We start from the raw sequence: 13403 nt of genomic DNA, 5'->3' as shown, positions 1-13403 counted from the left end.
GCTATGACGACCACACATAAAAACACTACATCCTCCCTGATGAACGCCCTGCTGGAACGCCAGAAGCGTACGCAGCCGCTGCCGACGCCGTTTGTCAGCGTCATCTGTCCGACCTACAACCGCCGCGAGTTTTTGCCCTATCTGCTCTATATCTGGCAGTACCAGGACTACCCGGCGGACAGGCGTGAGCTGATTATTCTCGACGACTCGCCCACCAGCAATGCCGATCTCATTGAGATGATGAGCGACCCGTCGCAGCCGAACGTGCGGTATATCCACAGCCCGGAGCGGCTGACGCTGGGCAATAAGCGTAACCGGCTCAACGCGCTGGCGACGGGTGAGTACATTATCTGCTTCGATGACGATGACTATTACGCGCCGGATAAGATTTCGCATCAGGTGGCGCAGATGCAGACCCACCGCGCGCTGTTTTCCGGCAGCGACCAGATTTATATCTGGTACAGCCATCTGGATAAAATCTACCTGACCCATCCCTTCGGGGCCCGTCACGCGCTCAACGGCACCTTTGGCTATCACCGTAACCTGCTGAAAAACCATCGTTATGACGATGAGGCGATGAAGGCGGAGGAGGTGGGCTTCCTGAATAACTTTACGACGCCGGTGCAGCAGATTGACCCGAAGCGAACCATCCTCTGCATCTCGCACAGCAGCAATACCTACGATAAAGATTTCATTCTGGACAGCTCAACGCCGGTCGATCTGACGCTGGAAGATTTTGTCAGCGACCCCAACCTGCTGGCCCATTACCGTCGCCTGAGCACCGCGCCGCTCGCGACCCGGGTCAACTGGTCGGCGTTTGAGAAAATCGCCGTATTGTATGACCCGCAGCAGGAAGACCCGCTTCCGGCGTGCCGTGAAGCCCTGATGGCGCTGGGCGCAGAGGCGGGACAGCTCTGGCCGGTGGCAAAAGCCCAGGCAGAAACGGCAGAAGCCGGCGAGCGGGCGACCCACTCCGAGGTGATTTCCCATGCAAAGCAGCAGGGCTGGAAAAACGTCGTGCTGCTGGACGCGGAGCTGCGCTTTGTCAGAAAAGAGAACGCGATCCACAACGTTAACAAACTGCTCAACGGACTCGACCAGGTGGACTGGCAGATGCTGCTGCTGGGCGGCCGTTATGAAAACTTCACGCCAACCCAGTCACTGCCGGGAGTGGCACGGATCTTTAATGCGGGCTGCGCGTGCGCCTATGCGGTAAATGCCGGCTACTACGATGCGCTGCTGGATGCCTATCGCCAGGCGACGGAACAGCAGGTCAGCCTCGACCGCTGCTGGGCTGCGCTAATGAGCAGAAACGCGCTGTGGCTGGGCTTCAGCCCGAGCTTCGCCTTTCTGCAGCATTACCCCGATCCCAAAAGCGGCGAGCCTGTCGACTGCACGCACTGGTTCTTCCGTAAACACCGTTAACCCGCGACTGCCAAAAGAGAACGAACATGGAACTGATTGAACACTACTTACCTGAATTTGTGTCGCGTTTTGACGCGCGGGAAGCCGCATGCGAATGTCCGGCCTGCCAGCGCGGCGGCGAGGGCTGGCCGCATATCAGCGTGAAGCTGAAAAACCAGCAGCGCGAGAGTCTCGATATTGGCTGTGCAACGGCGGCCAGCGAGATGCTGTTCAGTCCGGACGCGTTTGTTTTGCATACCGCTCAGCGGGAATCGCAGAGTGAAGAGATGCTCTCTCCCTGGAGCGCGGCGCTCAATCAGCAGTGCGTTAACCTCGCCATACACCCGGCGCTGACGCTGGAAGCGAGCCTGTACGGCATTGGCGTGCTGCTCAGTAAAGCACAGCAGTATCTGGATAACGGCGACAGCGACCCGGCGCAGCTGGTGAGCATGGGAGAGCAGCTGGCTACGCTTGCGGAACAGGGCGTTTTAACGCAGCAGTTCGCGATGCTGCCGCCGATTGCCGTGAACCGTACGGCTGCGCTCAATGCGATGGGCACGATGCGCCTCAACCTGAACCTGCCAATGGTGGAGAAGATGGGGATGGCGCTTAAGCTGAGCGAGCTGTCGATCATGCAGCCTGCGCGCCTCGCGGAGCGTCTGCAGAAGCTGGAAGCCGAGTGGGCGAGTATCGCGCTGTTGCATGAGCATCCCTATATCCTGCGCAATATGTTGATTTATACGTTGTATAACGATGTTTTCCCTGGCGTGAACTGCGCCAACTGCGGCGAAGCGCTGCTGGGGCTGGCGCGGCAGTTCTTCCACATCAAAATGCTGTGCGCCATGCGCAGCGAGCAGGGCGCGTTAACCCAGGACGACGTGGCGCTGCTGATTAGCGCGCTTCGCGGCTGGCAGCAGGAGAATCCTTTTGCCGCCGACGAAGATAATACGGCGGATTACAGCCTGCTGTGCGGGCTGTCGCTGTTGTAACCTCACTGCGCTGGCGGCGTAAATCGTAACGAACGTCCATAACGTAATCCGAAAAAATGAATAATTTTGCAGAGCCTGAATAAATGAATATGGAATTGCCTTCTCGCTTACATCGACTCTCGGAAAAAGTGCCTAAAGAAAGAATAGTGCTTTTTTTTGGGCGTGAAGAGTTTAGTGACAATACTAAATATCTTTATTTAAAGGCTCTGGAACAGAAGGGAAACTTTCGTTGTATATGGTGTAGCTGTCAGGAAACATTAATTGCAGAGCTGCAGAAAAAAGGGTTGCCTTGCCAGTTGATTTCGCAGGATACGCTATCGGAAACGATTCGGTTATTCCTCTCTGCCGCGGTTGCCGTGTTTTCGGTTAACCCTTCGCAAAGCCTGAATGGCAGCGAAGAGCTATTTTCCTGCCTTCAGGGGGCCAGACAAATTCAGCTATGGCACGGCGTATCGGTGAAACACCTTCTTTTAGAATTGGTGCAGCATCTGGACGTCGGTGACTATGATTTCAGAAGGCCCCTGGATTTTGCAACCCGCGCCGATTGTGTCGTGAGTACATCCCCGCACCTGGACGCTTTTTTCCGCCGCGCCTTTGGCTGTAAGCGAATCATTCGAGCGGGGTATCCACGTAATGAGGTATTGGTTCGTCCTGCAACGGAAAATGAGTATATAGGCGCTGATATACCGGGCAGTATTCTTAGCGAATTATTGAATCCGCAGCGTAAGAAAGTGTTTTTCGCACCCACATGGCAGCGTAGTGAGAACACCCTGATCACCAATAGCATGGCATTCATCACGCAATTAGCAAAAGCCTGTAAGGTAAATAATGCATCGCTTTTTATTAAGAGCCATCCGCTCTATATAAACGATCAGGAATGTAAGGCGCTTAGTCAGAACTGCTTCTACATTAATCCAGGTCTCGATCTTTACCCGGTGATGCGTCACTTCGATGTGCTTGTTACAGATTATTCATCAATCATGTTTGACTTTCTTCTGACAGGAAAACCGGTGATGCGCTTAGACTTTAACGGTCAGACGCATCGCTCGTTTGAACCTGATTTTACGCTGATTCCTGAAGTTGATTTCGCCTGGTTGTTTACGGATGAAAACGTAGAAGACGTTCTCAATAACGCACTATATCGTGATGATAAACAGGCTCTGAGAAAGAAAATGGCGGATTTACTGTTTCCGGGAGATAATGCAGACGCGTGTTCCGGCCTAATTAATCTTCTTAACAGTGAGGTGGATTCAGTCATGGCAAATAACGCTTATTATAGCGTTGAGGAATATGATGGATGAAAAATATAATCACGTTTGGCACTTTTGACGTTTTTCACGTTGGCCATCTGAATATTCTCAGGCGAGCAAAGGCGCTGGGCGATCGTCTGATCGTTGGCGTTTCTTCAGATGCGTTAAATGTTAAAAAGAAAGGCCGCTTTCCAATTTATAGTGAAGGTGACAGGTTATCTATTATTCAGGGCATCAGATATGTTGACGATGTTTTCCTGGAGGAGTCACTGGAGCTAAAGGCTGAATACATTAAGGAACATTCTGCCGGCGTGCTGGTCATGGGCGACGACTGGGAGGGGAGATTTGATTATCTTTCCGACATCGTTAAGGTTGTGTATCTGGCACGAACGCCTTCCGTGTCGACAACGTCGGTCATTGAAATCATCCAGGACACCAGAGCCGCCTGTTGAAGGTAACCGACATCGATCAATATTGGCTCGACGTCGGCTTGTAATAAAAGGGGGCGTACCGCGCTAGCTATATATCGAATCGATAATCACCTGCGCGGCTCTCTGACCCGCCATCCCGTCATTAAAGGCGTCACAGTACTCTGTTTTAATATGCTGAAGTTGGCCGGCGTGCTCCTGCCAGGGGTAGTCATCGGCAAGGTAGCGACGAAGATCGACCATATCGCGAGCGACGGGCATAAACGCTCGTACCTGCTGTTCGGGGCTATCAACGGAGCTGAATGATTTTCCCTCCGCGAGCAGCGTCTCCATGCCTGGCCAGTCCAGCAGAATTATCTTTGTATCAGCATTGATAGCATCAAAGATAAAACCGCTATTATCGGTGATAACGTAATCGGCTTTTTCGAGCAGGGAAAAGGTCACATTGCTGTCGGTGACAATGTTCTTGATGTGTCGTCTGACGGTTTTAAGGGCGATTGCTTCAGATTTTTTATACAACGTACCATGATGTAATTTTGTAATTATATTATATTCATGGCTTAACCGGCTTAGCTTTTCGGCCCAGGGGATAATTGAGCTTAGCTCACCGTAAGTCGGTGCATAGAGAATAGTCTTCTTCTCAGGCTGAATGCTGATATTTTCCGGTAACGTGTTGGCGTAATTATTATTGTGCCAGTCATCAAACCTCGGATTACCAACAATATACGTTTTATCGTCCAGCGACAGTGATTTTTTTGTATAGTGGCTATAACATAATATAGCACTGTATTTTTCATTCCAGGGTGCATGGTTCCACTGGTTTTTCGCTAACCCATACAGCGTTCGTACATGAACATTCGCGATACCCTCCAGATATTGCAGATAGTAGGGAGTGACCATACAGCTGTAGGTTTTTGAGTGATTTAAGGCTGCCGACAATAGCGTACAGTCGAGTCCGGCAATCTTTATCTTCTCCAGCGATGTCAGCATTTCGCTAACAAATTCCGGCTCGATTACGTCATTAATGACAAGTTCACAGCGGATGTTTTGCTTCAGCAATGCGGCAATAATATTACGGTAAACTTCAAAGTGAAACGACGTTTCCATGAAGAAACCAATGCAAATATCTTTGCTAATAATAGGCATTTTTATCATGTTATTTAGCGGGGGCGGTCGGCGATAGTACATCCTGATACAACCAATTCTCCGGCGCGCTGCGGTTCAGCAAATTCCCCAGGATCTCCTGTTGCATACTCATCAGCGCACCGTTGTAGTCGTTGGCGCGCTGGCAGGCGGTGGCCTGCTGCTGGAGTCCATACCAGAGGGCCGACACGGTTGACCGGTGGGCGGCCGGCAGACGGGCGATCAGCAGCTTCATGCCTTCGGCATTCGGGCTGATACCCAGTTCGTTCAGCAGCGTGTGGCGCTGCCGGCTATTTTTTGAGAGTTGCTGGTACAGCGCCATCACCTGCGCGTTGAGCGTGTCCAGCGCCGCAGCGTCGTGGGCGACAATATGGCGGCGCTGTGTTTCAAGCAGGGCGGTCAGGGCATGGTAGTGCTTACGATCTTCAGCCATATCCTGAATCAGGGTTTTAACGCGCTGGGCGGCGTTAGTCATAATTACCTCTGGAAATACTTCTGCATTGCATCGGCCAGCGAATCAATATTGATGCTGATTTTGCCGCTGCTGATGGCGTCTTTCATTTCGGCGACACGCGCCATGTCCACGTCAGGCAGCGCGTTTAGCTGTTTTTGTGCGTCACCCAGTACCGGATCGATAGCGGCGCTGCGCGTCACGCGGGACCCTTCCTGCGCCACGGTGCGCGTCTGTTCTGCACTGCTGGCGTTATTGATCGCGGTGGCCAGGTTGTACTGTGTTGCTGCTACTTTCATCGCTTCGCCCTCATGCTCATAGTGTGGGTCAGGTTGTGTATGAACCTTGCCCTGCGGAAGTCCTGCTTCCTGTGCCGTTGTCTGTAAAGAGCGGCCAGGCAGGCGGTTAACTTAAACGTGGCGGCAAGATTTTTACCTGCCGCTGGCATACACCATCGTCACCACGCCACTGTCCGACACAATGGCGCTCACCACGCGTCCGCTAGCCTCATTTTTTACCTTAATGATTTCGCCTTTGCGCCCCTTCTTCATGGCTTCACCCATCGTTCGGGCCTCCACGCCGTTTTGCGCGGCGATCATCAGCACGCGCTGGCCGCGTTCAACCAGCAGCGGTGATTCCAGCTGTGAAAGCGTAATCGGCTGTCGGTCACGGATGCGGCGTTTGGCGGTCATGCCGATGATGTCGTTCGGCTCGGTCACATACTCCCCGCGCAGGCTGCTGACGTTGAGCTTTTTGATCGTGATGCTGTCGGCGTTGACCACCTGGCCGCGTTCGAGCGGGCTTTTAGCCACGAGCACCGGCAGATAAATATCCGGCTTCACGGTAACGGGAATATCCCAGCCGCCGGGGCCCTCACAGCGTACGTCAAAGCGCAGGCGGTTGATGTCAAGACGGTCGCCGGCAGGCAGAGAGACGGCCAGTTTTGCCGGGCATGCGGCGTACTGCGTGGCTTCAGAAGGGATAAACAGATTCATCTTCGCCTGGTAGTCAGGCCACCGACGGCGTTTGGCTTCCTGGCGAATGATGTCCGTCGCGTGCTGCTGGACGGTGGCAAAAATCTGCTTGCGTGCGCTGACGGGTTGAACCCCCTCGGCTGCGGCAAGGCCAGAAAACGACAGCAGGGAAAGCGCCACGAGGAAGCGGAAATACCTTTTCACCCTGAGGCTAAAAAAAAGAAGAATATCATTATAAATCATGTAATTAAAACCTTGGCATGGAAATTGCTATTAAATCGCAGAGCATGCAGGTTTTAGCATCACGAGGGTGTGAATTGTGAGTATTACTTTTGACAAAGCATTGGGCGTTCATCCACAGGCTGTAGCACTTCGACTTTCCCGAGCAGAGTTGCTTTCAGCCAATCTGGCGAACGTTGATACCCCCAACTTCCAGGCTAAAGATATTGATTTTGCCTCCGAGATGCAACGCTCACGGTCGAGTTTTTCCTTTCAGTCGACCCCGCATGAGATGTATCGGGTGCCTTATCAACCGGCGTCGGACGGCAACACCGTTTCGCTGAACGTCGAGCAGGCCGAGTTTGCGAAGAACACTCAGGACTATCAGATGAGCCTGGCTTTTTTAAACATGAAGTTCACTGGCCTCAAGAAGGCCATTGACGGCAAGTAATCCAACGCAGGTAACCACGGAATATGGCTTTTTCGGATATTTATCGCGTATCGGGATCGGCGATGACGGCGCAAACCGTTCGTCTTAACACCATCGCCAGTAATCTCGCCAACGCAGAAACCGCCTCTGCTACCGAAGACGGCACCTATAAGGCGCGTCGCCCGGTGTTTGCGGCGGTTTATAAAAATGACGAGTTAATGAATCACCAGGCGTTAACCGGTGCCCGCGTGCAGGTAATGGATGTCGTGGAAACCGGTAATGCGGTGCAGCGTTACGAACCGCACAACCCGATGGCCAACCCCGACGGCTATGTCTACTACCCGGACGTCAACGTGGTGGAAGAGATGGCGGACATGATGTCGGCATCGCGCGGTTTTGAAACCAACGTCGATGTTCTTAACAGCGTGAAAAGCATGCAGCAAAGCCTGCTGCGACTTGGAGAAGCATAAGCATGGACATGAACGTAGACAGCGCGTACGCCAGCAGCCGTTCCGGCAGCACGACGGACGGCATTGCCAGCAACAGCACCGCCTCCGGCATGAACACCATGTTTATGCAGCTGCTGGTCGCGCAGATCCAGAATCAGGACCCGCTCAACCCCACCGACGGCACCGAGTACGTCAGCCAGCTGGCGCAGCTGACCCAGGTGCAGTCAATGGAGACGATGTCGCAGCTGATGGCGAACAACTCCGTGCTGATGGACAACCTGCAAACCCTCACCACCGGCAATCTGGTTGGGCAGCACGTCATGGTGCAGACCGACTCGGTGAACAGCGATGGTGAAAGCACGCTGGACGGGCGCCTGACGCTGGAACATGCCGCTGGCGTGGTCACCGTGGTCGTGAAAGACGCCGCTGGCGTTGAACATAAAATCGAGCTGGGCAAGCAGGAAGCGGGCCAGGTGGATTTCACCTTCAATCCTGAAGAGCTGGGGCTGAGCGAAGGCAAATACACCCTGAGCGTGGTGACCGACACCGGTGAAGAGAAGGTACCGATCGAAATGGGCGGCGTAGTCAACAACGTGCGTATCCCGCTCGACGGCAGCCCGACCGTGCTGAATATCGACGGTCTTGGCGAGGTCGCCTACAACAACATTAGCCAGTTTGGCACTGCCTCTAAGAACAAAGCCTGAAGTGAATCAGGATATTAATTAAACAGGAACGATTATGAGCTTTAGTATTGCAACTACCGGTCTGAATGCCATTACCGAGCAGCTGAATGCCATCTCCAACAACATCGCGAACTCCGGCACCGTGGGGTTTAAGTCGGGTCGTGCGGAATTCTCCGCGCTGTACGCCGAAAGCCAGCCGCTGGGGGTTGGCGTCTCCGCCGTGACCCAGAGCATTACCAAAGGGGGAAGCATTACTTCCACCGGCACCGCGCTGGATCTGGCGATCAACGGCAATGGCTTCTTTATGGTTCGCGACAGCGCGGGCACCACCGCCTATACCCGCGCGGGCTACTTCGGGACCGACAGCAGCGGCCACCTGGTAAATAATAACGGAATGTATCTTCAGGGCTATCCCGTGGATGCCAGCGGAAAGCTCCAGGTGGGTACCATCGGTAACCTGACCATCAGCAGCGGCTCTATTCCGGCGAAGGCCACCGGGAGTATTGATTTCACGGCTAATATGGACGCGCGTGCGGAAATCCCGGAAACCACGCCGTTCAACCCGAAGGACAACACCTCCTACAACAACTCCTACACCACTCAGGTCTATGACTCGCTGGGCCGCGAGCACACTCTGAATCAGTACTTCGTCAAAACGGGCGAAAACGCCTGGGAAGTTCACTACTACATGGACGACGCGCCGGTGACCAGCGGCGGCGCGGAGCAGGTGCAGAAGCTGACCTTCAACAGCCAGGGCGTTCTGACCGACCCAAGCGGGGCGGTAGGGCTGACCGCAGATATTGCGGGCGCGAACGCCATCACTATCGACATGACCTACAGCGGCACCAGCCAGTACGGTTCCGACTTCTCCGTCAGCAAAAACAAAGGCGACGGTTATGCCTCCGGCGAGCGCACCGGCCAGGCTATCGATCAGGACGGCTGCGTGTATGCGACCTTCTCCAACGGCGAACGCCTGCTGCAGGGGCAGCTGGTGCTGGCGAACTTCGCTAACCCGAACGGCCTGGCCGCGCAGGACGGCACCACCTGGGCACAAACCGCCAGCTCCGGCGCGCCGCTGACCGGCACGCCGGGCACCGGCCTGCTGGGTTCTGTCGTTTCCGGGGCGCTGGAGTCGTCAAACGTGGATCTGACCTCCGAACTGGTCGGGCTGATGACGGCCCAGCGTAACTACCAGGCGAATACCAAGGTGATCAGCACCAACGACAACATGATGAATTCGCTCTTCCAGGCGGTGTAATCGATGGATCGTCTACTTTTCACCGCCGTCAGCGGCGCGTCGCGCAGCCTGACCCAGCAGGAAATCCACGCGAATAACCTGGCGAACGTGAACACCCAGGGGTTTCGCAGCGATCTCGACAACGCGCTCACGCAGCAGATTAACGGCGAGGGATATGCCTCGCGTTATCTGGTGCAGCCCACGCAGGGCGGCGTGGATATGACGCCGGGAGCGATGCGTGAAACCGGCCGCGATCTGGATATTGCCGTGAAGGGTGACGGCCTCATTGCGCTGCGCAGCGGCACCCGCGAGGTCTATACCCGCAACGGGCAAATTGACATTAACGCCGACGGCGAGCTGTCGGTGAACGGCCTGCCGCTGGAAGGCGATAACGGGCCGATCGTGCTGCCGCCTTACTCCTCCGTCTCTATCGCTGAGGACGGGGTGATCACCATCATGCCGGAGGATGGGGATATCGCCGCGCCGATGGATATTGACCGCGTGAAGCTGGTGAACATTCCGGCCAGCGAGCTCAGCAAAAACGAGGCCGGTTTTCTGGTCACCCGCGCGGCGTTTAACCCGCGCGATGAAGAGGTGACGGTTGCCGCCGGCCATCTTGAATCCGCTAACGTGTCGGCCATCAGCGAGATGGTCTCCAGCATCGCGCTCAACCGTCAGTTTGAAGCGCAGATCAAGATGATGAAAGCGGCGGAAGATCTCGCTAACGCCGGTAACCGCCTGATTCGCGGCACCTGACAACACTTTTGAGGAATACAGATGAATCCCGCTTTATGGATCAGTAAAACTGGGCTAGCGGCGCAGGACGCCAAAATGACCGCCATCTCCAACAACCTGGCGAACGTCAATACCACCGGTTTTAAACGCGATCGCGCCATGTTCGCCGATCTGTTTTACCAGAATCAGCGCACGCCGGGCGGCCAGCTTGACCAGGAAAATACCTCCCCAACCGGCATTCAGTTCGGGACCGGCGTCAAGATCGTGGGAACCCAGAAAGAGTTCACCGTCGGCAGCATCCAGAACACCGGGCAGAGCCTGGACGTGGCGATTACCGGGCAGGGCTTTTTCCAGGTGGAGACGGCCAATGGCGATATCGCCTATACCCGCGCCGGTAACCTGCAAAAATCGCCTGACGGCGTGCTGACCAACGCGCAGGGCCTGCCGCTGGTCCCGCAAATCGAACTGCCGGATAACGTGAAGGATCTCCAGATAGGCAAAGACGGCACCATCACCGCCACGGTGGCGGGCGAAACCGATCCGGTTGAGCTGGGCCAGCTGACGCTGGTGAATTTTGTGAATCCGGCCGGTCTCGAAGCCATGGGCGGCAACCTCTACCGTGAAACGGCCGCCAGCGGGCAGGCGGTGGAAGGCGTCCCCGGTGAAGAGGCCTTTGGCCAGCTGGAGCAGGGATCGCTGGAAGGCTCTAACGTGCAGGTCGTTGAGGAGATGGTCGACATGATCACCGTCCAGCGCGCCTATGAAATGAACGCCAAGATGGTTTCTGCCGCAGACGACATGCTGAAGTTTGTTACGCAGTCGATGTAACGGCAGAGCCGCAAAGTGAAAGAGATGAAAAAGCAGGTAGCGATCGGTTTACTGGCGCTGGTGCTGTCGGGCTGCGAAAGCCCGGCACTGCTGGTGCACAAAGACGATGCGGCGTACGCGCCGCCGGAAGATTTCGCCATGCCGGAGACGCACGTCCGCGGCGGTGGCGTCTATAACAGCGGCTATAACTGGTCGCTTATTCAGGATCGCCGCGCCTATCGCGTTGGCGACATCCTGACCGTTAAGCTGGACGAATCCACCCAGGCGAGCAAGCAGGCGCGCACCAACTTCGGCAAGAAGAACGACGTGTCTCTCGGCATCCCGGAGGCCTTTGGCCACTCGGTCGATAAGCTGTCAGGGTCGGTTGACGGTAGCCGCAACTTCAACGGCAACGCTACGTCGCAGCAGCAAAACAGCCTGCGCGGGGCGATCACGGTGGCGGTGTACAAAGTGCTGCCTAACGGCGTGCTGGCCATTCGCGGTGAAAAATGGCTCACCCTCAACCAGGGCGACGAGTACATGCGGGTGACCGGGCTGGTGCGGGCCGACGATATTGAGCGCGATAACTCCGTCTCATCACAGCGTATCGCCAACGCGCGTATCTCCTACGCCGGGCGCGGCGCGCTCAGCGATGCGAATGCGGCCGGCTGGCTGGTGCGCTTCTTTAACCATCCCCTGTTCCCTATCTGACGGAGTTGCGCGTGTTTAAACGAATTTTATTGCTCCTGAGCCTGTACAGCATCGGTGTCGCCGCGCAGCCGCTGCGCGACGTGGTGGACATTCAGGGCGTGCGTGGTAACCAGCTGATCGGCTACAGCCTGGTGGTGGGGCTGGACGGCACCGGGGATAAAAACCAGGTGAAGTTCACCAGCCAGTCGGTCACCAATATGCTGCGCCAGTTTGGCGTCCAGCTGCCGACCAAAATTGACCCGAAGGTAAAGAACGTGGCGGCCGTGGCCATTAGCGCGACGCTGCCGCCGGGCTACTCGCTCGGGCAAAGTATTGACGTTACCGTCTCGTCGATTGGCGATGCCAAAAGCCTGCGCGGCGGGACGCTGCTAATGACCCAGCTGCGGGGCGCCGACGGCGAAGTTTACGCCCTGGCGCAGGGCAACGTGGTGGTTGGCGGCGTGAAGGCACAGGGCAATAGCGGCTCCAGCGTCACCATCAACACGCCGACGGTGGGTCTCGTGCCGAACGGTGGCTCGGTGGAACGTGAAATTCCGAGCGATTTTCAGCAGGAGCCGATGGTGATGCTGAACCTCAAGCGGCCGAGCTTTAAAACCGCCAACGCCGTGGCGGTGGCGCTGAACAACGCGTTTGGCGCGGGAACCGCAACCGCCCAGAGCGCCACCAACGTTTCCGTTCGCGCGCCGATGGGCGCAGGCGAGCGGGTGGCGTTTATGTCATCGCTGGAAGATGTGCAGATTAACGCCGGGAAACAGCCGCCGCGGGTGGTGTTTAACGCCCGTACCGGTACGGTGGTGATCGGCGATGGCGTGATCGTCCGCGCGGCGGCGGTATCACACGGCAACCTGACGGTGACTATTCGTGAATCCGCTAACGTCAGCCAGCCAAACGCGTTTGGCCAGGGGCAGACGGTGGTCACGCCGCAGAGCGACGTTAGCGTCAATCGCGGTCGTGGACAGATGGTCACGATCTCCGCCGGCACCAGCCTGCGCAGCATCGTGAATACCCTTAACAGCCTGGGCGCCGCCCCGGATGACACGATGGCGATTCTGCAGGCGCTGCACGAGGCGGGCGCCCTGGATGCTGAGCTGGTGGTGATGTAATGCTGAATGCGATCAACCGACAAACCGCCATTCTGCCGGGTGATATCACCGGGCAGGCGAAGCCGCAAACCCTCGAGCAGGCCGCCGAGCAGTTCGAGGCGCTGATGCTGCGCGCCATGCTGTCGCAGATGCGTAAAGCCTCCGACGTGCTGGGGGAAGACAACCCGTTCAACAGCAAGCAGCAGCGCATGATGCGTGATTTCTATGATGACAAAATGGCCTCTGAACTGGCGTCCCAGCGCAGCACCGGCATTGCGCAGATGATCGTTAACCAGCTTTCTCCGCAGGCGAAGGCCCCGCTTAAGAATGAGGTGAAAGCGGCCGCTTTACATGGACAATCGCAGGAACGTCATACGGTGTCGTTCCGCAGAAACGAAGGACAGGAGTAAG

17 protein-coding genes are annotated in these 13403 nt (G+C 56.1%); 13 read left to right on the top strand and 4 right to left on the bottom strand.

What is annotated here, in order from left to right; genetic code table 11:
- Positions 1–3 precede the first annotated feature (3 nt).
- From AC3WOK_RS18765 to AC3WOK_RS18750, 4 genes are all read left to right on the top strand, one after another.
- Entirely contained in the window at positions 4–1425 is a 1422-nt protein-coding gene (locus tag AC3WOK_RS18765; RefSeq protein WP_492354948.1) for a glycosyltransferase family 2 protein, read from the top strand.
- A gap of 26 nt (positions 1426–1451) precedes the next feature.
- A complete protein-coding gene (locus tag AC3WOK_RS18760; RefSeq protein WP_492354947.1) occupies positions 1452–2393 on the top strand; it encodes a hypothetical protein in 942 nt (313 codons plus the stop codon).
- An 83-nt stretch (positions 2394–2476) separates the two neighbouring features.
- Positions 2477–3694: a CDP-glycerol glycerophosphotransferase family protein gene (locus tag AC3WOK_RS18755; protein ID WP_065366297.1), complete on the top strand. Its 1218-nt coding sequence runs from the start codon at positions 2477–2479 to the stop codon at positions 3692–3694.
- On the top strand, positions 3691–4095 hold the full coding sequence (locus AC3WOK_RS18750) for an FAD synthase family protein (protein ID WP_059310342.1): 405 nt from the start codon (positions 3691–3693) through the stop codon (positions 4093–4095). The genes AC3WOK_RS18755 and AC3WOK_RS18750 overlap by 4 nt, the downstream gene beginning before the upstream one ends.
- 63 nt (positions 4096–4158) lie before the next feature.
- On the opposite strand, the gene AC3WOK_RS18745 is transcribed toward AC3WOK_RS18750, so the two are convergent.
- The 4 genes from AC3WOK_RS18745 to flgA form a co-directional block, all read right to left on the bottom strand.
- A complete protein-coding gene (locus AC3WOK_RS18745) occupies positions 4159–5217 on the bottom strand; it encodes a CDP-glycerol glycerophosphotransferase family protein (protein ID WP_492354946.1) in 1059 nt (352 codons plus the stop codon).
- A 10-nt stretch (positions 5218–5227) separates the two neighbouring features.
- A complete protein-coding gene (locus AC3WOK_RS18740; RefSeq protein WP_492354945.1) occupies positions 5228–5689 on the bottom strand; it encodes a flagellar protein FlgN in 462 nt (153 codons plus the stop codon).
- 2 nt (positions 5690–5691) lie between these two features.
- Positions 5692–5964, bottom strand: coding sequence for a flagellar biosynthesis anti-sigma factor FlgM (gene flgM, locus AC3WOK_RS18735; protein WP_047347537.1), 273 nt, complete (start codon positions 5962–5964; stop codon positions 5692–5694).
- A gap of 132 nt (positions 5965–6096) precedes the next feature.
- On the bottom strand, positions 6097–6882 hold the full coding sequence (gene flgA, locus AC3WOK_RS18730; protein ID WP_059310345.1) for a flagellar basal body P-ring formation chaperone FlgA: 786 nt from the start codon (positions 6880–6882) through the stop codon (positions 6097–6099).
- Between the two features lie 76 nt (positions 6883–6958).
- Between flgA and flgB the strand changes: the two genes are divergently transcribed.
- From flgB to AC3WOK_RS18685, 9 genes are read left to right on the top strand one after another with little or no spacing between them, the layout of a single operon-like run.
- Positions 6959–7309: a flagellar basal body rod protein FlgB gene (gene flgB / locus AC3WOK_RS18725; protein WP_059310346.1), complete on the top strand. Its 351-nt coding sequence runs from the start codon at positions 6959–6961 to the stop codon at positions 7307–7309.
- A gap of 23 nt (positions 7310–7332) precedes the next feature.
- The gene (gene flgC / locus AC3WOK_RS18720) at positions 7333–7758 is read left to right on the top strand and encodes a flagellar basal body rod protein FlgC (protein ID WP_059310347.1); all 426 of its coding nucleotides are present in this window, start codon (positions 7333–7335) and stop codon (positions 7756–7758) included.
- Between the two features lie 2 nt (positions 7759–7760).
- Positions 7761–8441, top strand: coding sequence for a flagellar hook assembly protein FlgD (gene flgD, locus AC3WOK_RS18715; RefSeq protein WP_314747952.1), 681 nt, complete (start codon positions 7761–7763; stop codon positions 8439–8441).
- 34 nt (positions 8442–8475) lie between these two features.
- Positions 8476–9678 (top strand): flagellar hook protein FlgE, encoded by a 1203-nt coding sequence (flgE, locus tag AC3WOK_RS18710; protein WP_059310348.1) that lies wholly within the window; start codon positions 8476–8478, stop codon positions 9676–9678.
- Positions 9679–9681: 3 nt separating this feature from the next.
- Positions 9682–10413: a flagellar basal body rod protein FlgF gene (locus AC3WOK_RS18705; RefSeq protein WP_492354944.1), complete on the top strand. Its 732-nt coding sequence runs from the start codon at positions 9682–9684 to the stop codon at positions 10411–10413.
- A gap of 21 nt (positions 10414–10434) precedes the next feature.
- Positions 10435–11220, top strand: coding sequence for a flagellar basal-body rod protein FlgG (gene flgG / locus AC3WOK_RS18700; RefSeq protein WP_492354943.1), 786 nt, complete (start codon positions 10435–10437; stop codon positions 11218–11220).
- Positions 11221–11244: 24 nt separating this feature from the next.
- Positions 11245–11910, top strand: coding sequence for a flagellar basal body L-ring protein FlgH (gene flgH / locus AC3WOK_RS18695; protein WP_047348164.1), 666 nt, complete (start codon positions 11245–11247; stop codon positions 11908–11910).
- Between the two features lie 11 nt (positions 11911–11921).
- The gene (locus tag AC3WOK_RS18690) at positions 11922–13013 is read left to right on the top strand and encodes a flagellar basal body P-ring protein FlgI (RefSeq protein WP_063957930.1); all 1092 of its coding nucleotides are present in this window, start codon (positions 11922–11924) and stop codon (positions 13011–13013) included.
- On the top strand, positions 13013–13402 hold the full coding sequence (locus tag AC3WOK_RS18685; protein ID WP_059310352.1) for a rod-binding protein: 390 nt from the start codon (positions 13013–13015) through the stop codon (positions 13400–13402). Before AC3WOK_RS18690 ends, AC3WOK_RS18685 begins: the two co-directional genes overlap by 1 nt.
- Position 13403 lies beyond the last annotated feature (1 nt).

The organism is Enterobacter sp. FW301-JW81, assembly GCF_058788735.1.
This window is presented reverse-complemented; position numbering and strand designations above follow the sequence as displayed.